The 20,371-nt window shown below is 58.1% G+C and carries 26 protein-coding genes; 19 read left to right on the forward strand and 7 right to left on the reverse strand.

The genetic code is table 11. The features are described from left to right. Positions 1–6 precede the first annotated feature (6 nt). From lptC to VWY75_RS14235, 5 genes are all read left to right on the forward strand, one after another. Positions 7–606: an LPS export ABC transporter periplasmic protein LptC gene (lptC, locus tag VWY75_RS14215; protein WP_340547076.1), complete on the forward strand. Its 600-nt coding sequence runs from the start codon at positions 7–9 to the stop codon at positions 604–606. 24 nt (positions 607–630) lie between these two features. Then, positions 631–1,110 (forward strand): LptA/OstA family protein, encoded by a 480-nt coding sequence (locus tag VWY75_RS14220; RefSeq protein ID WP_416538503.1) that lies wholly within the window; start codon positions 631–633, stop codon positions 1,108–1,110. After that, positions 1,110–1,868 carry an LPS export ABC transporter ATP-binding protein gene (gene lptB, locus VWY75_RS14225; protein ID WP_340547075.1) on the forward strand — a complete coding sequence of 253 codons (759 nt, stop codon included), beginning with the start codon at positions 1,110–1,112 and terminating at the stop codon, positions 1,866–1,868. Before VWY75_RS14220 ends, lptB begins: the two co-directional genes overlap by 1 nt. A 347-nt stretch (positions 1,869–2,215) precedes the next feature. Further along, positions 2,216–2,779, forward strand: a complete 564-nt coding sequence (gene hpf / locus VWY75_RS14230) for a ribosome hibernation-promoting factor, HPF/YfiA family (RefSeq protein ID WP_416538487.1) — start codon at positions 2,216–2,218, stop codon at positions 2,777–2,779. Positions 2,780–2,822: 43 nt separating this feature from the next. After that, positions 2,823–3,287 carry a PTS sugar transporter subunit IIA gene (locus tag VWY75_RS14235; protein ID WP_340547073.1) on the forward strand — a complete coding sequence of 155 codons (465 nt, stop codon included), beginning with the start codon at positions 2,823–2,825 and terminating at the stop codon, positions 3,285–3,287. A gap of 25 nt (positions 3,288–3,312) precedes the next feature. Here VWY75_RS14235 and VWY75_RS14240 read toward each other — a convergent pair whose 3' ends face one another. From VWY75_RS14240 to VWY75_RS14265, 6 genes are all read right to left on the reverse strand, one after another. Continuing rightward, complete coding sequence (locus tag VWY75_RS14240) at positions 3,313–4,743, reverse strand: nodulation protein NodH (protein WP_416538488.1); 1,431 nt, start codon at positions 4,741–4,743, stop codon at positions 3,313–3,315. Between the two features lie 6 nt (positions 4,744–4,749). Beyond that, positions 4,750–6,450, reverse strand: coding sequence for a beta-1,6-N-acetylglucosaminyltransferase (locus tag VWY75_RS14245; RefSeq protein ID WP_416538489.1), 1,701 nt, complete (start codon positions 6,448–6,450; stop codon positions 4,750–4,752). Next, positions 6,447–7,433 (reverse strand): glycosyltransferase family 2 protein, encoded by a 987-nt coding sequence (locus tag VWY75_RS14250; RefSeq protein WP_416534503.1) that lies wholly within the window; start codon positions 7,431–7,433, stop codon positions 6,447–6,449. The genes VWY75_RS14245 and VWY75_RS14250 overlap by 4 nt, the downstream gene beginning before the upstream one ends. A gap of 184 nt (positions 7,434–7,617) precedes the next feature. Next, positions 7,618–8,508 carry a phosphotransferase gene (locus VWY75_RS14255; RefSeq protein ID WP_416538490.1) on the reverse strand — a complete coding sequence of 297 codons (891 nt, stop codon included), beginning with the start codon at positions 8,506–8,508 and terminating at the stop codon, positions 7,618–7,620. 29 nt (positions 8,509–8,537) lie between these two features. Then, entirely contained in the window at positions 8,538–9,224 is a 687-nt protein-coding gene (locus tag VWY75_RS14260; RefSeq protein WP_340547069.1) for a flagellar hook capping FlgD N-terminal domain-containing protein, read from the reverse strand. A gap of 4 nt (positions 9,225–9,228) precedes the next feature. Next, positions 9,229–10,812: a flagellar hook-length control protein FliK gene (locus tag VWY75_RS14265; protein WP_416538491.1), complete on the reverse strand. Its 1,584-nt coding sequence runs from the start codon at positions 10,810–10,812 to the stop codon at positions 9,229–9,231. 236 nt (positions 10,813–11,048) lie between these two features. On the opposite strand from VWY75_RS14265, the gene VWY75_RS14270 reads away from it, so the two are divergent. The 5 genes from VWY75_RS14270 (at position 11,049) to flbT (ending at position 13,569) form a co-directional block, all read left to right on the forward strand. Continuing rightward, positions 11,049–11,336 carry a rod-binding protein gene (locus tag VWY75_RS14270; RefSeq protein ID WP_416538492.1) on the forward strand — a complete coding sequence of 96 codons (288 nt, stop codon included), beginning with the start codon at positions 11,049–11,051 and terminating at the stop codon, positions 11,334–11,336. Beyond that, the gene (gene flgN, locus VWY75_RS14275) at positions 11,329–11,688 is read left to right on the forward strand and encodes a flagellar export chaperone FlgN (protein ID WP_340547066.1); all 360 of its coding nucleotides are present in this window, start codon (positions 11,329–11,331) and stop codon (positions 11,686–11,688) included. Before VWY75_RS14270 ends, flgN begins: the two co-directional genes overlap by 8 nt. Positions 11,689–11,896: 208 nt before the next feature. Next, positions 11,897–12,709: a flagellin gene (locus VWY75_RS14280; RefSeq protein WP_416534380.1), complete on the forward strand. Its 813-nt coding sequence runs from the start codon at positions 11,897–11,899 to the stop codon at positions 12,707–12,709. 81 nt (positions 12,710–12,790) lie between these two features. Continuing rightward, positions 12,791–13,162 carry a flagellar biosynthesis regulator FlaF gene (gene flaF, locus VWY75_RS14285; protein ID WP_340547064.1) on the forward strand — a complete coding sequence of 124 codons (372 nt, stop codon included), beginning with the start codon at positions 12,791–12,793 and terminating at the stop codon, positions 13,160–13,162. Positions 13,163–13,164: 2 nt separating this feature from the next. After that, positions 13,165–13,569 (forward strand): flagellar biosynthesis repressor FlbT, encoded by a 405-nt coding sequence (flbT, locus tag VWY75_RS14290; RefSeq protein ID WP_014876468.1) that lies wholly within the window; start codon positions 13,165–13,167, stop codon positions 13,567–13,569. A gap of 741 nt (positions 13,570–14,310) precedes the next feature. Here the strand turns inward: flbT and VWY75_RS14295 are convergent. Next, the gene (locus VWY75_RS14295; RefSeq protein ID WP_416538493.1) at positions 14,311–15,639 is read right to left on the reverse strand and encodes a FliI/YscN family ATPase; all 1,329 of its coding nucleotides are present in this window, start codon (positions 15,637–15,639) and stop codon (positions 14,311–14,313) included. A gap of 88 nt (positions 15,640–15,727) precedes the next feature. Here VWY75_RS14295 and VWY75_RS14300 point away from each other — a divergent pair, with 88 nt between their 5' ends. From VWY75_RS14300 to VWY75_RS14340, 9 genes are read left to right on the forward strand one after another with little or no spacing between them, the layout of a single operon-like run. Further along, a complete protein-coding gene (locus VWY75_RS14300) occupies positions 15,728–16,117 on the forward strand; it encodes a FlgB family protein (protein WP_340547062.1) in 390 nt (129 codons plus the stop codon). A 12-nt stretch (positions 16,118–16,129) separates the two neighbouring features. Further along, on the forward strand, positions 16,130–16,522 hold the full coding sequence (gene flgC / locus VWY75_RS14305) for a flagellar basal body rod protein FlgC (protein ID WP_340547061.1): 393 nt from the start codon (positions 16,130–16,132) through the stop codon (positions 16,520–16,522). Positions 16,523–16,566: 44 nt separating this feature from the next. After that, positions 16,567–16,863: a flagellar hook-basal body complex protein FliE gene (gene fliE / locus VWY75_RS14310; RefSeq protein ID WP_340547060.1), complete on the forward strand. Its 297-nt coding sequence runs from the start codon at positions 16,567–16,569 to the stop codon at positions 16,861–16,863. Between the two features lie 4 nt (positions 16,864–16,867). Then, entirely contained in the window at positions 16,868–17,140 is a 273-nt protein-coding gene (locus VWY75_RS14315) for a flagellar biosynthetic protein FliQ (protein ID WP_340547059.1), read from the forward strand. Then, positions 17,140–17,856, forward strand: a complete 717-nt coding sequence (locus tag VWY75_RS14320; protein ID WP_340547058.1) for a flagellar hook-basal body complex protein — start codon at positions 17,140–17,142, stop codon at positions 17,854–17,856. The genes VWY75_RS14315 and VWY75_RS14320 overlap by 1 nt, the downstream gene beginning before the upstream one ends. A 10-nt stretch (positions 17,857–17,866) precedes the next feature. Beyond that, positions 17,867–18,652, forward strand: coding sequence for a flagellar basal-body rod protein FlgG (flgG, locus tag VWY75_RS14325; RefSeq protein WP_340547057.1), 786 nt, complete (start codon positions 17,867–17,869; stop codon positions 18,650–18,652). After that, positions 18,652–19,068 (forward strand): flagellar basal body P-ring formation chaperone FlgA, encoded by a 417-nt coding sequence (flgA, locus tag VWY75_RS14330; RefSeq protein WP_416534382.1) that lies wholly within the window; start codon positions 18,652–18,654, stop codon positions 19,066–19,068. Before flgG ends, flgA begins: the two co-directional genes overlap by 1 nt. Further along, positions 19,068–19,808 carry a flagellar basal body L-ring protein FlgH gene (gene flgH / locus VWY75_RS14335; RefSeq protein ID WP_340547055.1) on the forward strand — a complete coding sequence of 247 codons (741 nt, stop codon included), beginning with the start codon at positions 19,068–19,070 and terminating at the stop codon, positions 19,806–19,808. The genes flgA and flgH overlap by 1 nt, the downstream gene beginning before the upstream one ends. A gap of 9 nt (positions 19,809–19,817) precedes the next feature. Further along, positions 19,818–20,306, forward strand: a complete 489-nt coding sequence (locus VWY75_RS14340; protein WP_340547054.1) for a flagellar basal body-associated FliL family protein — start codon at positions 19,818–19,820, stop codon at positions 20,304–20,306. Positions 20,307–20,371: the final 65 nt, after the last annotated feature.

The following is a 20,371-nucleotide window of genomic DNA, read 5'->3' on the forward strand; positions in this document are numbered from 1 at the left end:
CGAACCATGGATGGCTATTCCCGCCTTGTGGCCTATCTGAAGGTCTTGCTGCCGCTGATGGCCCTGGCGCTGATGTCGACCATGTTCCTGATTTCGCGCGGCGTCGAAACAGATGCGGTGATCCCCTTCGCCCAAGAAGATCTGAAGGATCGCACCCGCGGACAGCAGATCACCGCGCCGTTCTTTTCGGGAACCACCGCGCAGGGTGATGAAATCATGGTAACCGCCGCCCTGGCTCGCCCGGGTGGCCCAGACGCGCCAGCAACCGCAGTGAACCTCGAAGCCGAGATCAGGATGACCAGTGGCGGCCGCTTCCTGCTGAGTTCGGACACAGGCGCCTTGCGCCCGGATAAGAATATGGCAAACTTTCGCGGCGATGTTGAAATCCTGTCGAGCGACGGTTTGCGGGTCATCACGCAGGAATTAAACGCCGCTCTCAATGGTGTGCAGGCGGACAGCCCAGGACCCGTTCAGGCCAGTGGTGCGATGGGCGATCTGACCGCAGGCGCCATGCAGATCGACACAAAAACCGAGGGCGGGCCGGTACATATGGTTTTCAACAAAGGGGTCAAGCTGCTATATGACCCGCAACAATCAGAAAGATAACCTGTGTTGTATCTGCGTGTATTGATGTTCTGCCTGCCGGTCGCCCTGTTCTCAACGGGGGTGTCGGCGCAGTCCGCGTCCATCGCATTCGGCTCGATCAAGGCTGATCCGTCGCAACCGGTGGAAGTCACCGCAGAGACATTGGACGTGAATCAGGCTGACGGGTCAGCTCGGTTTGTTGGCGACGTTGTGATCGTGCAGGGTGTTATGCGATTGTCGGCCGACAACGTTCTGGTGATCTACAAGCAGGACGAAACTGGCAAAACAGGCGTCGAACGGCTGGAAGCCACCGGCAATGTCATCCTTGTAAACGGTCCCGACGCGGCAGAGGCGGAGAGAGCCGAATACACCATCGACTCCGGAACCGTGGTGATGACGGGCAATGTATTGCTCAGTCAGTCCACCGGGACGCTGACGTCCAATCGCCTTGTTGTGAATCTGACTACTGGCACCGCCAGCCTGTCTGGCCGGGTGAAAACCATTCTGAACGGCGGCGGCGACTGATGGCCGCGCCCGCATTGACAGTCACCGACGGCAGCTCAGGTCTGCGCATCGAAAAGCTGCGTAAATCCTACAGCAAGAAGGTCGTCATCCGCGACGTCTCCATGTCATTGGACCGGGGTGAGGTCGTTGCACTGCTTGGGCCGAACGGCTCAGGCAAAACCACCAGCTTCTACGCGATTGCTGGTCTGGTATTCCCTGAGGCTGGCTCGGTTACCATCGATGGGCAGAATGCAACCACGCTGCCGATGTACCGTCGCGCGCGCATGGGCATTGGCTACCTGCCGCAGGAAATGTCGATCTTTCGCGGCCTGTCGGTGGAAGATAATATCTCCTCCGTGCTCGATATTGCGGTGAAACACGCCCACAAACGCCGCGAGCGTCTGGAAGAACTGCTGTCTGACTTCTCGATTGAGCATCTGCGCCGGGCGCCGGCGCTGGCGCTGTCTGGCGGTGAGCGTCGCCGCGTCGAAATCGCCCGCTGTCTGGCTGCGGATCCGAAATATCTGCTTCTTGATGAACCTTTTGCCGGGGTCGACCCGATCTCGGTCGGGGATATTCGCCATCTGGTTGGTGATCTGAAAAAACGCGGTATCGGCGTGCTGATCACCGACCACAATGTCCGCGAAACACTGGAGATCGTGGACCGCGCCTATATCCTGCATGATGGCAAGGTGCTGATGTCCGGCACACCGTCCGAAGTGGTCGAAAACGAAAATGTGCGCCGCGTCTATCTCGGGGACAATTTTCGGATCTCTTGATCCCTGCGGACACGGTCCAGCTGCGCAGTGACATGCCCGGTCTGCGCCTTGCCGCCCACCGTTAACAGCAGCGCGTCGTCAACCATTTGAGAACAGGTGGAAACCCGCCCCTGCTCATAAATGGGTAACCGTTTGACGCCGATTTGCATTGACTCTCTCGCCTGGTTGTCATCGAATTGACTCATGGCAAACCCGCAGTCCGATGCTGTCCTCGCTCCAGCCTTGTTAACAAGGCCCAGACGAATGCAATCGACTGTCTTGCCTAAATCCCACTTTCAGAACTGAAGCGAGAGCAGCCGGGCTTGGCCCGAGCTGGGTTTTGAGGGTCTATTTGTGAAGGAGATCACATGCGTTACCAAATCAGCGGAAAACAGATCGACATTGGCGAAGCGTTGCAGTCCCATGTGCAATCGGAGCTTGGCGTGGCGGTCGCGAAATATGCTGAACGCCCGACGGACGCCAATGTCGTCTTCTCGCGGTCTGCGCATGAATATGTTTGTGAAACGACCGTGCACCTGTCCACTGGTCTGACCGCGCAAGCAAAAGCGCATGCCACTGAAATCTATGCCGCATTTGAGGATTGCTGCGAAAAGATGGAGAAGCAGCTGCGTCGCTACAAGCGTCGGCTGAAGGACCATCACCGTGATCGGAGCGAGCCGGTTGAACTCTTTGGCGCAAGCTCTTATATCCTCGCCTCTGAAGACACCGGCACCGAGTCTGAACCAGAATCATTGCAGCCTATCATCGTCGCCGAGATGGAAACGCAAATTCCATCCCTTTCGGTTGGTGAGGCCGTGATGCAAATGGAACTGGCGGGCGCCCCGGTTCTGGTGTTTCGCAAAGAAGGCAAGGACGGCCTGAACGTCGTCTATCGTCGTGAAGACGGGAATATCGGGTGGATCGATCCGTAACCTGTCACGGCGTTTTACGTGAGTTGAGCGGAGCTATTGAAGTATGCAGATCTCTAACATCCTGAAGCCTGAGGCCGTACGTGTCTTTGGCGCTGCATCCAGCAAGAAGCGTCTGTTTCAAGAAATTGCAGATGTTGCTCAACTCGCCTACGGGCTCCCGGCGCAACCAACGGTCGAGGCTTTGCTGGATCGCGAAAGCCTTGGCCCCACCGGTGTGGGGCACGGTGTTGCCCTGCCACACGCGCGCCTTGATGGTCTGGACAAGGTTGTCAGTGTATTCCTGCTGCTGGAGACACCGCTGGAATTTGGTGCGGTGGATCGCCAGCCGATTGATATCGCCTTCGCGCTCTTTGCACCGGAGGATGCCGGCGTTGAACATCTCAAAGCGCTGGCACTGGTATCGCGCACGCTTCGTGAACAGAGCTTTTGCACCAAGCTGCGGGCCAACCCTGACCCGGCGACGCTTCATACCATCCTGACCGAGGATCAGTCGGTTCAGGCGGCCTGACGTTGCACACGTGCGGGCGGGCGTGTCAGCGCGCCCAGGCGTCAAACCCGAACAATATGTAATCGCGCTGGTAGACAGTTGCGATCTGTGCCTCCAGCGTGTCGTCATAAATATCCTGAAGACTATACGGCTGGTCGACCCCGGGTGCGTCCGGGGCGCTGGCTTTGGATTGGCCAAGCCACCGGGCAAGATCAGGCAAAGTCGTGGCCAGATCCTCTTCGCGTAGGATCAGATCTGGCGATTGTACAGCTGAAAACCCCGCAATTGTCTGCGCCTGAGTGGCCCAGCAGGCATCGGTGCGAAACCCGGTCTGACCTGAAAGATTGGCACCAATCACCTCGACAAAACTTGCAAAAGCCGTTCGATGCTGTTCGCGGGTATAGGATCCATGTGCAGGGTCCTTGGGCAGCGGAACCTTGAACTGTTTGCGCAGCAGATTACGGATCTGGCGCAATGTTCCTGTCTCTGACCCGAGAATGCGCGTGCAAAAGACATGATGCAGCCGGGCCGCCGGATGACGCAGAACGGTGAGGCTGCGGAACCCGGGATGGCCGCGCTTCCATTGCCGCAGCTGTTTTTGGTTCATCCCCTCAATCAAGGCGCCATCGCCGTCTGGTTCCTGCCCGGCCATCCAGCTGCGTATGACATCCGTCGGACCACCGCTGATCGGCAGATACAATAGCGGCAGCTGCTGCCCCGCGATGTAATCAGGCACTGCCGGGCCGCGCCGAGGTTCGAAATTCGGGGTCCGAGAGAGGTTGAAACGATCCAGCCGCGCCATCGCACGGTCAAGCTCCGAAGGATTGGCGACCTTCTCTTCCAGCGCAGCGGGGTTTTGCGGTTTGAGACTATCGTCAAGCTGCGCCAGCCGGGCATCGACACCCAGCCACTTTGCCAGTCCGTTGATCACCTCCAGATCCTGAAGATCCTCATAGGCCAGATAAAAGGCTGTCTGGCCAGACCTTTGCAGCCGGTTCAGCAATGTAAGCTGAAAACCCTGCAGCTCGGCAACGTGATGGGCAAATTCCTCCGCATCGACCGTCGCCAGCCCGTCCTTGCGGCGTTTCACGTTTGTCAATTTCCACTGGCCGGTACTGCGCGCGATCTTATGCGAGACATAGCTGTCTACCGGGTTCCGAGTCAGGATGATTTTGGCACAACGTGGATCGTCAAGCAGCGCGTCCAGAACGCGCGGGTCATGGTCGTGGAAGTAGCGAAAACCGTTCAACGCGCCCTCGGCGTCGCGGATCTGCGACAGAAATCCCAGAACGTCACTGTCGCGCTGTGCTTGTGTCCAGCCCAGCGTCGTCTCGCGGTTGGGATAGCCGATAAAATAGGGGTTAAAGGCCTCGCCGTGACAGGTGACGCCCTCAAGCGCGTTCAGATTGGCTTCGAGAAAATTGGACCCGGTCCGCATCTCCGCAAACACAACAAAGTAGTCAAAGTCTTGGGTCATGGTTCGCTATTGCACCAAATAGGGTTTGCGCGGCGTCTTCGGCATGTTCAACGGCCCCTGTTCCGCCGGGAAATCGCCCATCAGATAAGGGTGCATCCCCTGGTTCTTCAGATTTTGCAGAAACTGACCAAATCCCGCCAGATCCACCATCGTTGGCGCCGTCGTCAGATGGCGCTGCGCCTGTGCACCGAATTCATCCAGAATGGTCTGTAGGGGCTCCATCGGAGATTCGACAAATTCGGCCATCGACCAGATCCGCACACGCGCCTTTACGTATTTGGAGCGGAGAATTTCGATATGTTTCGCCTCGATCTGCTGCAATCGTGCCGCTTCACGTCGCAGGTCGGAGAAATTTCTGTTGGACCGGAACAGGGGCACCGCCCAGGCACCGGAAATCACCGAAACCTGTGCATTGGGGTCGCGCGCTACCAGCCAATTGATACTCTGATTGTCCTGCGGTCCAAACTGGAAACATTGCCGTTCACCACGGGTGTTCCAGATCAGATTGGTCAGAAACCCCTTGGGATGATAATCCCGTAGCTTGGCACTGTCGCTCAGACCGCCGTTCATCAGCGTCTGGCGGTCAGCAAATTCCACTCGCTCGGGGGCAAAAAGATGCCCATGAACCTTTGCGCCGGTGACCTGGGTCAACCACTCCTCAAAATTCTCGAACAGCTCTGTAAAACCCTGAAACATCGAGTAGGGGTTGCAGGTGATGCCATTCTCCAGCCCGTTGGCCGGAAGGCGGCTTTGCATATAAAGGCCGGGACGACCGCGGGTGCGCCGCTCAACCGCCTTGGAGAAAATCCGGTCTATCTTGCCCGGATTGGGTTCCGAGGTTTTCATCAGATCCGGCTGATCGCCCAAAAACGTCGAATAGAGCCGATCCGCATGAGGCCAGATTTTCCGCGCGACAAAGCAGTCGGACCGACGCAGCAGTTGCAGATGGTCGTCGTAGAAATTATGCGGCTTGCCCTGAAAATCGAACTTGGACAGGGTCAGGGACCGGCTTTCGATATTGCTGGAATAGAGTCGAACGAGGGTTTGGTAATAACTCTCATCCGGGATCCAGACCTTGCGAAAATACCGGTCGTAGCGCGGCCGGTCTGGGTCTTCCAGAATCGCCGAGAGTGTCTGCCGCGTCAGGCACCACCACTGACTGCCCATATGAGGCACCAGCCCGTCGGGGATCCTGCGCTTGATGCCCAGCTTGCGCTGAAGCGAGACATATTTGTCAAAAAGGTATCGGCGTTTCTTCCACGAGAAGGGAAAGCGCAGCGTGAACCGTTCCACATCTAGCCCGCCGACAATCCATGGCACATCGGCAGTGGTCGCGCTTTCGATGAAGTCGGTGCGGGGCCGGGCGGCAAGATAGTCCACCAGGTCAGACACCGGGCGCAGCGGCAGGCAGGACCCCGAAGCAAGAAACACATGCCGCACCGAGGGATATTTTGCCAGCATCAGCCCGGATGCGGATTGAGAGGCTGCGACGATGCCCCAGGTCCCCCATTCGCAGCGATGCCGCCGCGAGAACCGCACCATTGGATCACCTGCAAATGCGGCCTTGAAGGCAGAATATGTTGCCTGAGGGACCTTCTTATCAACGTGCAGAACAACGGGGCACCCGCCTGCGACCCAATGGCGCGCGACCTGTTCGGCCCGGTCCAGTGCCGTATGGACCAGCAAGACGATGCCAACCGTGCTCATGCCCAGTTGCCCTTGGACATCAGGCCAAGAATCTCCAGCTGGCGCCAATTGATGTATTTCTCGCTCCACTTGCACCAGAGTTCTGGCTGATCCTCTACGGCCTTGGCGTAGGCTTTGTATTCGGCCGATCCCGCATAATGCTGTTCACGCAGCATCTCTTCCTCGGCCTTGGTCACAAACGTGTGGAGGAATTTTGTGTGCAGCAAGGCGCCGCTGGCCTTTTCACCACCATCCGTTTCATAGACCTGATTGAGGCCGCGTGGCAGCAAGGCATGGGTCGAGCTGACATAGGTATAGCGGCGATCCCATTTCACCAGCGGGATCTTGTTCAGCGCCGGTGCTTTCTTTGGTTGATCGGCAAAAAAAACACGCGCCCGCGGCCCTCCCTGGATCCACAGGTTGCCATAGATCGGATTGCGCTTGATCGAGTAGTTGCCGCTGTCGAACCAATTGGCGATTTCGAGCGGATCCTGTCCGGCGCGATAGGGAACGGCATCCAGTTTCCCTTTTGGATAGACGTCAATCAGCATGGCCGAGAAACTACGGATCGCAGAATTGTCGAGCCAGTCGGTCAGTGCCCGCAGCGGACGACTGTCGCAGAACGGGTAGATGAACAGCTCATCCGGGTCGACGACCAGCACCCAGTGACCATGGGCGTAGCGACGTTTCAGATGGTTCATCCAATCAATGCCGAAACCGGCACGCTTGTAACTGGCCACTGTGTGCCAGACCGAGACATCGGGCTGGCCTTGCAGATATTCGCGCGTGCCGTCGACCGATCCATTGTCTACGACGAGGAAATGATTGACGCCCAGTTTGCGATAGTAATCGAGGAAATATGGCAGCCGGATCTGTTCATTGCGCAGGGTTGTCACCAGCAGTATGTCACCGGGCCGGATCTGATCGGTCTGATCCTGAACCGCTGACAATTCGCGGGACTTGCGCATGGCACGCAGGATCCGGCGTTTCCGCCGCAGCCGCATGCGATAAGACTCCCAAAGGCTCAAGACTGCTTCCATCCCCGGTTGCAAAGGTGCCGTGTCGGACTGTCGTCAACCCGACCGCATCACCGCCAGCGACATTCCGCACAATATGCCATGTAAGCTATTTGGAAACAATGAATTTGGGATTGACGGTGTTGTTGCGAAATGGCTCCCGCAAAGCCCCTCAGGCGGCTGCGAGGCACGCGTCCAGAGCTGCCCGTTCCAGCCGATAGGCGCGGCTGTCCGCCTCACCGTCGCGTTCGTCGCGCCACCGGCAATAGGCCACCATGCGCCAGTGGAACCAGGGTTTCAGCTCCAGGTAGCGCGCCACGACCTGCGGATCAGGGTAGGCCGCCAGGAATGCCGCCTCCTCAACTGCCGATAACGGTGCACCGCGATAGACTTGCTGCATTGCCGGAGACAGGAATAGCGCGACGTCCTCTGCCGGATCCCCGATCTGTGGGCATTGCCAGTCGATCAATGTCAGCTGCCCATCGCAGGTCACTATGTTGCCAGGAACCGGATCCCCGTGGATGAGTCTAGGGACGCCAAGCGGTGCGACAGGTCTCGTGGGTTCAATCCGCAACAGGTCATTGCCCATGCGACAATGGCCCAGAATGGTGCGGGTCTGGGCGGCAATCTCTGCGCTGCCAGATATGCCGTTTGGAAGATCTGGAATGACAGGCTGTGTGTGCAGACGTCCCAGCAGTTCTGCCACATGGGTGGTACCGGAGGACCAGGTCACCCCGGGCGAGTGTTGATAGGCCAGCCAGTCGCGCCCTTCGAACTGACCCGCGGCCAGCGGAGTCGGCACCATGCCAGTGCGGTAAAGCGCGCTGAGTGCCGCCTGCTCGCGTGAGGGATCATTGGCAAACAGCGGGTTGGCATTGCCTCTGCCATAGAGCTTCACAACAATACCGCCCAACCGCCAGACCCGGTTGGAGCGACCGCCCAGCAGCGGACATGGCGCAGCGTCGCTCAGGCCGAGGCCAGCGAGATGCGCAAGAAAACGTGTTTCGAACTGTGTCCGATGGTGTTGCAGGTCAGGCTCCGTCGCTATGGTCTGTGTTACCACACAGTCCAGGTCTTCGGTGCCATTATGCGTCAGACTGCAGGTGCCGTAGGTTCACGCAATGCTGTCACCGATGACGCCAAAATCGCCGAGCCGCCCTCAAGGATCAAGGCCACTTCGTTGCCCCGCATCTGAGTTTCTTTCACCCTAGTATAGGTCTCAGCAGTATCGGAGAGAACGATTTCACCGTTTTTCTGGCTTTCCAGCGTGAAACTATAGCTGCCAGCATCAAACGCGTACCCGTCATCGTCAATACCCTGCCACTGATACGGCTCGGCAGTGACCGGTAGGCTGATCCGCTGAACTTCCTTGCCGCTATCATCCTTGACCACCAGGTGAACAGTGTCCGCGATCTGGGCTGGATTGGGCGACACGGTGACAGGATTGGTCCCGTCAAAATAGGCAGGCGCCGCAGACCGGGTTTCCATACCGACCCAGCCCGACATAGCTGCCATATTGGCGAGACCCAATTGGGCCTGGATACCTTCCAGAACCTCATTGCCCTGAACCTGCTGCTCGACCATGGAAAACTGTGCCAGCTGCGCAGAGTACTCTGTCGAATCAATGGGTTCCAAAGGGTCCTGATATCGCGCCTGCGCCGTGAGCATCTTCAGAAACGTCTCAAAGTCAGAGGCAATTCCGGTGGCTTTTTTCGGTTCCGGCGCGGCGGTCGCTGCCTGTTGCTGTTGCGGTGCCGCAGCACCCGATACAGTTGTCATCGTCTTACATCCTCATATCAAGCCCAACCTCACCGAGGTTGAGTGATTGTGTCATCGGTTCTACGGGGAGATCGGCCATCTCTTCCTCGCCACGCCCTGCGGATCGACCCGCTGGGGTATGGGAGGCGTCATGGCCACCGCCCTGATTGGAGGTCTCACCGCCTGAGAACTGGAACGAGATATCCTCAAATCCCATGCGCCGGAATTCATCCGCCAGTTCGTTGATATGGCGGCGCATCAGATCGCCGGTTTCGGCGCGTTCGGTCTGGATCATGACGCTGACGCCGGTATCCGTGACTGAAACACGCATATTCACATGCCCCAGCTCCTTGGGATTTAGAGCAACGTCAACGTTGCGATCCCCTTTCATCGCGAGGGCTTCGGCCATCTGATTCGCAATCAGACGAGGGGTTTCCGGCTTGTGAACGGTTCCCGGGCTCACGGTTGCCTCGGTCAGCAATTGCGCCAGGCCTGGTAGTTCCATTCCTGTGCTGCCGCCTGTGACCTTGGCCCCTCCGGCCTCTGCTGAGGTCAGCGAATCAAGCGCTAGCGCCGAAGTGGCGTTGGCGCTGGGCATCGCGGCAGTCAGGGTCCCGGCACCAAGGCCGAAGCGGGCCGTCGAATAGGTGCCCTGCGGGATATGTGCAGCGGTCTGAGCGGCTGTGTTCTGCTGTACCTGCTCAGACGCGGCGCGCCGGGCTTCAAATTTCTCTCGTACGGGCGGCGGTGCTGCCTCTACCGGGATCGGTGTTGCCGTCCGCTGTTGCTCGACGGGCTGGGTCTGCTGCGCCGAAGGGGGTTTAACCGCCTCCTTTGCCGCTTCAGACTGCGGTGCAGTTGCAGCCAGCGACTGCGCGGTTTTTTGCTCCGCCTGAGTACGTGCTGTGGACTGCGCAAGGGCATCAGTGCCTGCAGGCTGGCGGTTCAATCCTGCACCGGTGCCAGGCACCTCGGGCGTCGCTGTGCGGTGATCACCGGTCAATTGTCGATCCGCCTTGGCTTCGGCGCTCGTCGGATCGCCTTTCAGCGCAAGCTTTTGATTCGCCTCTGCCGCGGCGCGTTCCGGCATGCTGGCTGTCTCAGACTGCGCCCCTTGAAGCCCTCCGTTGCGGGGATCACCCACCGCCTGTTCCCCGGCTTCAGATTGTTGGATCATCGCAGCGGACCCGGCAGTTTTTGCAGCATCCGAGGCTGCTTTAAGGTTAGCAGCCTGATCATCCGACGCGCCGTCAACCGTTCTCTCGGATTGCATCGCCTGCTTTCCGCTTTCGGCATCGGGATCAGATGATCCATCGGTCTGACTGCCGCTCTGGCCGATCGCCACTGGCGCAGGATGCGCGCTGGGCACCTCATGCTGTTCAGCTGTCGTTTCCGGCTGAACCATCACGATTTTGGGGTCTTCAGAAATCTGTTCTTCGCTCGACGTATCTTGCCGGGCTTCGTCGATGGGCGCCTCAGCGTCACCATCCTGTACGGTTTGATTCGCTTTTTCCGAAGCGCCGGACGCTGAGGTCTGCTGTTCTGCGAGTTCCTCAACCTCGGTCACCGCGGTTTCTGCGCTATCCGAAGATTTTGCAGTCTCTGCCATAACCGCGTCAAAGCTTGCGCCTTTACGCGATTTTGCCGATTCGCCTTGCTGGATCTTCTCCGATCCCTGCGCTCCACCAGAGGTGGGAGTCGTAAGTGCGTTGATAAACATTGGCTTCCAGACATTCTATCTCGATCCATGCACCTTAACGCCAATCGGTTACGGCAATTTTAACCGATCATCCGCCAAAATAGAAAAAATCGAAGCAATTTCGACGTCTCAGAATGAGGTACATCATGGAACAGATTGCTCAACTACCGGCGCTACAGCGCCCCCAAGCGATCAAACCGCCACAAGACCCGCTGCGCAAAGCAGCTCAGGAACTTGAGGCGACCTTTCTTACAGAAATGTTGAAATCCGCAGGCCTTGGCGAAAGCCGCGAAACCATGGGCGGCGGCGCGGGCGAAGATCAGTTTTCCAGTTTTCTTGTGCGCGCACAGGCGGAGCAGATCTCCAAAGCAGGCGGTATCGGCCTGGCAGAATCACTTTATCACGCATTGAAAGAGGCACAGACCAATGACTGATCAGACACCGCAACAACTGATTGAGGAACTCGATTCCCTGCTTGATGCCGAACGCGCGGCATTGGTCAGTGGCAATCTGCAGGCGCTGGAGCCGCTGCTTGCAAAAAAAGAGGCAATCATCACGACGCTGAATATGACAGCCGATCTGGAGCGCGAGGCTCTGGAGCATGTCCAGGGCAAGGTTTCGCGCAATCAGGTACTGCTCGATAGCGCGATGGAAGGTATTCGGGCGGTGGCTGCCCGGATGGCCGAACTGCGTCGTGTGCGCAAGGGGCTGGATGTCTATGATCAGTCGGGGCGGAAAACCCGCTTTGCGACCGGGGGCACACCCAGCTTGGAAAAACGGGCATAACCAGCCCAATTTAGGGAAAATTCTAGCAATGGAATTTCCGGCATTAGCACTCCTTTAGCACATAGTAGGCCAATGTCACTTTGCACCTTCCAAAGAGGGTGGCGCGGAAGCCGGACGGCGGAACGCATAGTCAGAAAGACGTCAGAGAGCGCCCTTCGGGGCAGGGAAACCAGAGGTCAAAACGCCTCTAATCAAAGGAATACATGCTATGTCCAGCATTCTGACTAACAACGGCGCAATGGTTGCACTGCAGACCCTGCAGTCCGTGAACAACAGCCTTGACGAAACGCAGAGCCAGATTTCGACCGGTAAACGTATCGGTTCGGCCAAAGACAACGCGGCCGTTTGGGCGATCTCCAAAACCATGGACTCCGACATCGCCGCCTATAAGTCGGTTCAGGAATCCCTGGGCGTTGGTGAGGCAACTGTTGCTGTTGCTCTGTCCGGCGCGGAGCAGATCGTTGAAACTCTGACCGAGATGCGGCAGCTGGCGGTTTCCGCGAACTCGGAAAACGTTGACCATGCTAAGATTCAGGACAGCATTGCCAAGAAGGCGGCGCAGATCGAGTCGATCATCGACTCTGCTGAATTCAACGGCGCGAACCTGCTCGATGATACGGTCACCACTGCACTGACTGTTCTGGGTGGACTGGATCCGGCCGCAGATACAATCACTGTGACCTCGATCGACTCGGCAGCAAACATCAGCACAGCGGGTATCACCAGCATCACCGACGTTGCCACCGCGTCTACTGCTCTGACCGAGATCGAAACCATGCTGGGCAACGCAATTGATGCGGCAGCTCAGCTGGGTGCGGACTCCAACCGTCTGTCCGACCAGGGCATGTTTGTGTCGAAACTGTCCGACTCCCTGACAATGGGCGTCAGCACCATGACCGACACAAATATGGAGGAATCCTCTGCAAGGCTGAAGGCGCTGCAAACCCAGCAGCAGCTGGCGGTGCAATCATTGTCGATTGCAAACCAGGCGCCACAGACCCTGATGCAGCTGTTCCGTTAATGACAGCTTGATCTGGGGCGCTGTTGCGCGCCCCAGATCCCCTATCGCAGAGAATCTGTAGATTACATGTTAGGATAACACGTGAATGCCCTTCTAAAGGCGAAGAGCGCCTATTCGGCGGCGAAGGCCCCGACCCGAACTGCAAAGAACCTCGAATATGAAGTCATTGCCCGAGTAACACGTCGCATGGTTGCGGCCGCACAGAAAGGTAAGCCTGGGTTTACCGAACTTGCCGCAGCGCTCACCGACAACCGTAAACTCTGGTCGATCTTTTCAATCGAAGTTGCAAGTCCAGGGAACCCACTCCCGGATGAACTGAAAGCTCAGTTGCTCTCGCTTGGGGAATTTACCCATCAACACACCAGTAAAGTCTTGGCCCGTAAAGCGGACGTGCGGCTGCTGGTGGAAATCAACACGGCCATTATGCGTGGCCTTCGCAGCGGAGCGTCCTGAATATGAGCGGATTGGTCCTGAAACTTGCCCCGAAAGAGCGGGTATTGGTGAATGGTGCAGTAATTGAAAACGGGGATCGGCGCAGCCGGTTGTCGATCGTAACTCCGGATGCAAACATCCTGCGCCTGCGCGATGCCATCCACCCAGAAGAAGCCAATACGCCGGTACGTCGCGTCTGCTACGCCGCGCAGCTGGTCCTGTCTGGCGATGTTGACGGCGAGGAAGATCGCTTGCAGATGTTGCGCCGGATTGAAGAGCTGAGCCAGGTCTTCACCGATCCGGACAGTCGCGCCTCGCTGGCAGAGGCCACTGATGCGGTTCTCTCCGACAACCATTATCGGTGCTTGAAAGCGTTGCGCACCCTCTTGCCACGCGAAGACCGGTTGATGGCAGTGCGCCCATCGTGAGTTCTCAGCCGATCATGCCGGAAACGGCATCGTCGGCTGGAATTGTCATCACAGAGAATGATCAGGCCGCCTTGGGCCTGTGAAGCACAATCCAGGTGTGGGCGTCAAAGCGGGCGTCTCACACAGAGCTTGAGTTTGAATATTCTGCCTCGCCTCATGTACATATGGTGATAACGGCAGAAACACCAGTCAAACGGCGGACATCCCGGTTGGATCCGCTGGCTCAGAGCGAATTGCTCGTCCCTCGGATCGATTGGCAGACGCAGCATCTAACGGAATCAGCATCAATGAGATCACTTGCGTGGTGCAGCGGCCCGCCCAGACCACCTCAATGTCGCCATTCTTATCTGTAGCGGCGGGGCGCATTTTACCAAATGCTTGATCGATATGGCAGATGTCGGCGGCCTTTCATCTGCGACAGATTGCTGTGATGCTGATCACTTCGCCTTGGATAGATCTCTGGTTGGAGCGCGTGCACACAGGATAGCTATGCGCCCTGTTCTGGACCGTGCGCGGCGTCTGAAGCAGGTTCGATATCCCTGACATGAGGCATTGGCGCAGTTTTCAACCAGCTGGAGAAGCTGCTGCTCCGTCCCGTCAGAACCCGGCGCGGCCTGTGCGGATCACAAACCTCTCCATACGTCAGTCTGCTCACAATCTGCATCTGCTCGCAGGACGTCGTCTTGACTACGCGGATGTACTGCTGGCGTCCGTCGATAGAAACCGGGGTACAAGATTGCCCTATCGGATCGCCACGGCGCGTCGCATCATCAGCATCAGGCGGTTGAAACTGCTCTGTATCCCTTCCGGGTCTGCTCTACCGAAAAAGGAATCCAACTCAGGCCAGAGCTTTACGGCCTGATCAAGCGTGACGTCGTTGCCCTCGGAGTAAAGGCCTGCGCGAATCATAACCTCGGATTGCTCATAGGCGCCCAGGTATTTGCGAACATCCAGAATCGCTGCATTCTCGTCAGGCGATGCAGCGGCGGGCAGGCTACGGGAGACGGAACGCGAAACGTCGACAGCCGGAAACCGCCCCCGCTCCGCGATTTCGCGGTTGAGCACTATGTGACCATCAAGGACGCCTCGCAAAATATCTGCAATCGGCTCATCCATATCGGAGCCTGCAACCAGAACACTGAAAATAGCTGTGATATCCCCCTGATTCTCGTTCCCGGGACCGGCTCGTTCGCAGAGGCCGGTGATCAGCGGAGTGACCGAAGGCGGGTATCCACGCAGTGCCGGAGCCTCGCCGGATGAAACGGCAATTTCTCTATGTGCCTCGGCAAACCGGGTCACCGAATCTGCCAGGAACAAGACATTTTTCCCCTGGTCGCGAAAGTGTTCAGCAACCGCCATAGCCGACCAGGCGCAGCGACGGCGAACCAGTGCCGACTGATCCGATGTGGCCGCGACGACCACCGCACGCTTCATCCCCTCGGCACCCAGCACGTCCTTGACGAAGTGGTTGACCTCGCGTCCGCGTTCGCCAATGAGCGCAATAACAACCACATCAGCTTCCATATTCTGCGCCAATGTTGACAGCAGCGTGGATTTCCCCACGCCGGATCCGGCAAAAAGTCCGATACGCTGACCTTTTACAATCGGCAGAATCGTATTGAACACCGCCAGCCCAGTGGCGAGTCGTTCTCCCATCGGGCGCCGTGAGGCGGCTTTGGGCGGCGAAGCCATCAGGTCCCGCGTGGCTTCGCCGCGCATGAGAGGACGTCCGTCCAATGCTGCACCAAAGGGATCAATCACCCGGCCGATCCAGCTGTCAGAGGGCGCAAAATCCGGCGTCGGATGCAGAAGTACAGCATCGCCAATCGCCACGCGATCTGGCGCTGTATCAGGTAACATGCTGACTTCACTGCCAGAAATCCTCATGACTTCGCCCTGCAACGGGTCGCTTCCGGCTCTGCGCAGAATCAGGCGGTCACCGATACGTGCCTGGCCGTTCAACCCCGATACCGTGATTGCACCACCTGATATTTCCGACACCCGACCCACCGCCGAAGACAGTCTTTTGTTCGCCAAATCCTGAGTCAATGCGTTGATGGCTGAGATCATGTTCTGGTGTCTCCAACTGTTCCTGAAAACAATTTCTAAAGGAATTGGGGTTAAGCCTTGATTGAAATTGATCGAGGGAGAAGCCCCGGTGTTTAAAGAACTGAACGTCTTTAAGATTGCCTACTCAATGGCGACCCACGCAGGGAAGCGCCAGGCATTGGTGTCACAGAACATCGCCAATGCCGACACGCCAGGCTACCATGCCAAGGATATCAAGCCTTTCAAAGAGGTATACGCTCAGGGTTCGCGCCCCGGCGACATGATCGCCAGCCGCTCCAACCATCTGAACGGTGCCTCAGGCAATGGGATGGACTGGGCTGTGACCCAGACCAACAACAGCACTGACCCCAACGATAATTCCGTCTCGATCGAAACCGAAATCCTGAAAGGGGTCGAGGTGAAGCGGCAGCATGATCGTGCTTTGGCGATATACAAATCGTCGATGAACGTTTTGCGCAGCAGCCTTGGCCGGAACTGAGGAGGTTAGATCATGAGCGAGTTTTCCAAGTCCCTTTCCGTTTCCGCAAGCGCACTGAAGGCACAGGCAAGCCGTCTGCGCCACGTGTCGGAGAATATTTCCAATGCGGACACGCCCGGTTATCGCCGGAAGACCGTCCCGTTCGAAGCGGTGCGAGATCTGCGCACGGATGTCGAGAAGGTCGAAGTTGGTCCGGTGCGTCTGGACCGGTCAGACCTGGAGCAGATCTTCGATCCCTCGCATCCGCTGGCTGACGACAGCGGTCATTACGAAGGGTCCAACGTCGATCTGATGATCGAGATTGCCGACGCCCGTGAAGCTCAGCGCAGCTACGAGGCCAACCTCAAGATGTTCGAACAGGGGCGGCAGATGTCGTCCTCGCTGATGGAACTGCTGCGCAGATAACATCGAAATTTTCTGAAACACACTGACATACTTGGAGATCCAGAATGGATATTCGCAGTCTTTCCGCCACAAACGGCTATGCCGCAGCGCGTCCCGCAACCAAAGTTGACCCCGAGCACGCGCCAACAAGCGCCGAAGCCCGGATCAAGGCCAGCTTTGAGGAATTTGCCGGCACGCTCCAACAAAGCGAGCAGGTCTCGGTCACCGCCATGACCGGCAACGGCGATCCGCATGCCCTGGTACAGGCACTGGCACAGACGGAGCTTGCCGTGGAAACCGCAGTGACCGTGCGCAACAAGGTCGTCGAAGCCTATCAGGAAATCCTGCGGATGCCGGTGTAAGCCGATGATGAGCGAAGGGCTTTTCTACGACACTCTGCGCCAGGCTCTCTGGGCTGCGGTCATGATGTCGACGCCGGTTCTGCTGGTCGCGCTGGTTGTTGGCCTCGCGATCGGCCTGTTTCAGGCTCTGACATCGGTGCAGGAAATGACCCTGACCTTTGTCCCGAAGCTTACCGCCATTCTTGTCGTTTTCTGGATGACCATGGGGTTCATGACGCAAACCCTGGTCGCCTTTTTTGATGGGCACGTTGTGCCGCTGATTTCAGGAGGTCTGTAATGGGAGACACCGGTTACACCACCTTGTCCCGCCAATCCGGTCTGATGCGCGAAATGCGTGTTGTGGCAAACAATATCGCCAATTCCGCCACCACCGGCTACCGGGCTGAAGGCTTGATCTTCTCGGAGTTCATCCAGTCTGCCCCCGGCCAGGAATCCCTGTCGATGGGGCGGGCCAACATCCGTAACACCTCCATGGCACAGGGGGCGCTGACCCAATCCGGCGGTGACCTCGATCTCGCTATTGAAGGCGACGGTTACTTCATGGTCGAAACTCCGATGGGTGAGCGCCTGACCCGGTCGGGGGCGTTTTCAACCAACGCCGAAGGCGATCTCGTCACTATGGATGGCCATCGGGTTCTGGATGCGGGCCGGGCGCCGGTCTTCATTCCGGGGGATGCCAAGTCGATCAAATTCGGCGCCGATGGCACGCTGAGCGCGGACGGTCGCGCGCTTGGGCAGATCGGCATTTTCAAGCCGGAAGAGAATTACCAGATGGTCCGTGAAGACGGGGTCATGTTCCGTGTTGATGGAGAAATCGAAGTGGCCGGAGAAGCGCGCGTGCTTCAGGGCTTTCTCGAAGGCTCCAACGTCAATGCCATCTCTCAGCTGGCCCGCATGGTCGAGATTCAGCGTGCCTATGAAATGGGCCAGAGCTTTCTTGAGACCGAACACGAACGTGTCCGCAACGCCATCAAAAACCTGACTAAGTCGTAGGAGTACCCCCATGCGCGCCCTCAAGATCGCCGCAACCGGAATGACCGCGCAGCAACTGCGTGTAGAGACGATTTCGAACAACCTCGCCAATATGAATACCACTGGTTACAACGCACGGCGTGCGGAGTTTGCGGACCTGCACTATCAGCAGGTGACGCGGGCCGGCACGGTAAATGCCTCTGATGGAACCGTGCTGCCAACCGGTGTGCAGGTCGGTCTTGGTGTGCGTGCCTCGGCGATTTCCATTCACCTGGCCCAGGGTGCCCTGACCCAGACCGGCAACGATCTGGACGTCGCAATTGACGGGAAGGGCTATCTGGAGGTTACCCTGCCGTCCGGCCAATCCGCCTACACCCGTGATGGCGCGCTCAAACGGTCGGCCGAAGGGTTGATTGTCACCTCCGACGGGTTCACCGTGTCGCCGGATATCACCATCCCGACCGATGCACGCAATGTGTCGATCAATGCCGAGGGCGAGGTCTACGCCTATTTCGACGAGGCCGCCGAAGGCCAGTTGATGGGACAGCTGACACTTGCCGGCTTCTCCAATCCCAAGGGTCTCGAAGCGCTGGGCAGCAACCTCTTTGTCGAAACCGAAGCCTCCGGCGCAGCCAGCGTGGCGACGCCCGGCGAGAATGGTCTTGGTACTCTGCGCCAGGGCTACCTGGAGGCCAGTTCCGTCGATGCCGTGCGCGAGGTCACCGAGCTGATCGAAGCGCAGCGCGGCTATGAAATGAATGCCAAGGTCATCTCTGCCGTCGATCAGATGATGGGCGCAACCACACAGGTCCGCTGATGAAACCGATCCTCGCCATTATGATGCTGCTCTGCGCCGAGCCTGTCTGGGCCGATATACTGGTCCCCGTGCGCACCATCCGCGCCAAGGAAATCGTGACGGCCGAGGATCTGGTTCTGAAACAGGCCGAGGTGCTGGGCGCGATCTCAGATCCTGCTCTCGTGATCGGGCAGGAGGCGCGCGTGGCACTCTATGCGGGGCGGCCGATGCGTCCCGGTGATGTCGGCCCTCCGGCCATCGTCGATCGCAATGATCTGGTCACCATTCGTTTCAAACGTGGTGGACTTACCATCCTCGCCGAGGGCCGCTCGCTTGGCCGTGGCGCAGATGGAGAGGCCATACGTGTCATGAATTTGTCGTCACGCACAACCATCAGCGGGCGGATCGCCGCAGATGGAACAGTTGAGGTAAACTGATGAAAAATAGAATTTATTTGGCAAAATCCGCCCTTGCTGGTGTGATCATGCTCAGCGCCTGCGGACGGCTCGACCATGTTGGCAAGCCTCCCACGTTCAGCCCGGCAAATGAATCGCCCGAGCATGTCGCCATGCTGTTTCAGGGGCTGCCGGTCGATACCCAGACACAGCGTCCGGTTGACCAGGCCTCGCTCTGGAGCGGCTCGCGTCAGTCGCTGCTTGGGGATCGGCGGGCAACCAAACGGGGCGATATCCTGACGGTCGTCATCGAGATTGACGAAGAGGCCGAAATTTCAAACGACACCAAACGGTCCCGCTCCGGGTCCGAGAGCTTGGCGCTGCCGCAGCTGCTGGGCCTGCCGCAGCGGATTGACCGGAAATTGCCGGACGGTGCCACGATGGCTGATGCCGTCGATATCGGCAGCAGCAGCAGCTCGGGTGGCAAAGGGTCCGTGAAACGGAGTGAGAAACTGGAACTGCGGGTTGCCGCGACTGTGGTCGATGTCCTGCCGAACGGTGTTCTCTCCATCAACGGTACGCAGGAGCTGCGCGTCAACTTTGAGATGCGCGAATTGCTGGTGACCGGTTATGTCCGCCCCGACGATATCAGCCGTCAAAATGAGATCACCTACGACAAGATCGCGTCCGCGCGGGTCTCATATGGTGGCCGCGGCCAGATCACTGATGTCCAACAACCGCGTTACGGCCAGCAGGTGCTGGACGTGATCCTGCCATTCTGAGGCCTGCACATGCTGTCAAAACTACTGCCTGTCATTCTACTGCTGGTCGGAACTGCCGGAGGTATCGGCGCCGGGATCATGATGGCTCCGGCACCGGCCCCAGAAGACCACGCTGAGGATAGCGGCGAACATGCCGAGGAGATCACTCCGGAGCTGCCGGGTGATGAGGAAGAGCAGCGCGAATACATCAAGATGGCGAACCAGTTCGTGGTTCCCGTTGTCGAGCGCGAACAGCTGTCCTCGCTGGTGGTGGTGTCGCTCAGCCTGGAAACCAAGGCTGGCATGAACGAGAAGATCCACGCTTATGAACCCAAGTTGCGGGATATCTTTCTGCAGGTTCTGTTCGATCATGCCAATATGGGTGGCTTTCGCGGGGCCTTCACCCGATCCGACATGTTGACACCGCTGCGGACCGCGCTGCGTGAGGCCGCGCAGAAACAACTGGGCAAAGATATCTATGACGTCCTGATTGTAGAGATGTCGCGACAAGACGTCTGACCAATGCACTGCCGAAAAGAGAAAGGCCGGTTCATTTGAACCGGCCTTTCTCTTGGATGCCATCC

Source organism: Phaeobacter sp. JH20_08 (genome assembly GCF_048056635.1).
In the GTDB taxonomy this organism is placed as follows: domain Bacteria; phylum Pseudomonadota; class Alphaproteobacteria; order Rhodobacterales; family Rhodobacteraceae; genus Phaeobacter; species Phaeobacter bryozoorum.

Bases quoted from the DNA above. Each gene is read 5' to 3' on its own strand.
- lptB (WP_340547075.1), top strand. From the start codon at position 1,110: ATGGCCGCGCCCGCATTGACAGTCACCGACGGCAGCTCAGGTCTGCGC.
- VWY75_RS14315 (WP_340547059.1), top strand. From the start codon at position 16,868: ATGATGAGCGAAGGGCTTTTCTACGACACTCTGCGCCAGGCTCTCTGG.
- VWY75_RS14295 (WP_416538493.1), bottom strand. From the start codon at position 15,639: ATGATCTCAGCCATCAACGCATTGACTCAGGATTTGGCGAACAAAAGA.
- fliE (WP_340547060.1), top strand. From the start codon at position 16,567: ATGGATATTCGCAGTCTTTCCGCCACAAACGGCTATGCCGCAGCGCGT.
- VWY75_RS14235 (WP_340547073.1), top strand. From the start codon at position 2,823: ATGCAGATCTCTAACATCCTGAAGCCTGAGGCCGTACGTGTCTTTGGC.
- flgG (WP_340547057.1), top strand. From the start codon at position 17,867: ATGCGCGCCCTCAAGATCGCCGCAACCGGAATGACCGCGCAGCAACTG.
- VWY75_RS14250 (WP_416534503.1), bottom strand. From the start codon at position 7,433: ATGCGGCTGCGGCGGAAACGCCGGATCCTGCGTGCCATGCGCAAGTCC.
- VWY75_RS14245 (WP_416538489.1), bottom strand. From the start codon at position 6,450: ATGAGCACGGTTGGCATCGTCTTGCTGGTCCATACGGCACTGGACCGG.
- VWY75_RS14220 (WP_416538503.1), top strand. From the start codon at position 631: ATGTTCTGCCTGCCGGTCGCCCTGTTCTCAACGGGGGTGTCGGCGCAG.
- VWY75_RS14260 (WP_340547069.1), bottom strand. From the start codon at position 9,224: ATGACAACTGTATCGGGTGCTGCGGCACCGCAACAGCAACAGGCAGCG.
- flgN (WP_340547066.1), top strand. From the start codon at position 11,329: ATGACTGATCAGACACCGCAACAACTGATTGAGGAACTCGATTCCCTG.
- flgC (WP_340547061.1), top strand. From the start codon at position 16,130: ATGAGCGAGTTTTCCAAGTCCCTTTCCGTTTCCGCAAGCGCACTGAAG.
- lptC (WP_340547076.1), top strand. From the start codon at position 7: ATGGATGGCTATTCCCGCCTTGTGGCCTATCTGAAGGTCTTGCTGCCG.
- VWY75_RS14270 (WP_416538492.1), top strand. From the start codon at position 11,049: ATGGAACAGATTGCTCAACTACCGGCGCTACAGCGCCCCCAAGCGATC.
- flgA (WP_416534382.1), top strand. From the start codon at position 18,652: ATGAAACCGATCCTCGCCATTATGATGCTGCTCTGCGCCGAGCCTGTC.
- hpf (WP_416538487.1), top strand. From the start codon at position 2,216: ATGCGTTACCAAATCAGCGGAAAACAGATCGACATTGGCGAAGCGTTG.
- VWY75_RS14340 (WP_340547054.1), top strand. From the start codon at position 19,818: ATGCTGTCAAAACTACTGCCTGTCATTCTACTGCTGGTCGGAACTGCC.
- flbT (WP_014876468.1), top strand. From the start codon at position 13,165: ATGAGCGGATTGGTCCTGAAACTTGCCCCGAAAGAGCGGGTATTGGTG.
- VWY75_RS14240 (WP_416538488.1), bottom strand. From the start codon at position 4,743: ATGACCCAAGACTTTGACTACTTTGTTGTGTTTGCGGAGATGCGGACC.
- VWY75_RS14265 (WP_416538491.1), bottom strand. From the start codon at position 10,812: ATGGCAGAGACTGCAAAATCTTCGGATAGCGCAGAAACCGCGGTGACC.
- VWY75_RS14320 (WP_340547058.1), top strand. From the start codon at position 17,140: ATGGGAGACACCGGTTACACCACCTTGTCCCGCCAATCCGGTCTGATG.
- flgH (WP_340547055.1), top strand. From the start codon at position 19,068: ATGAAAAATAGAATTTATTTGGCAAAATCCGCCCTTGCTGGTGTGATC.
- VWY75_RS14280 (WP_416534380.1), top strand. From the start codon at position 11,897: ATGTCCAGCATTCTGACTAACAACGGCGCAATGGTTGCACTGCAGACC.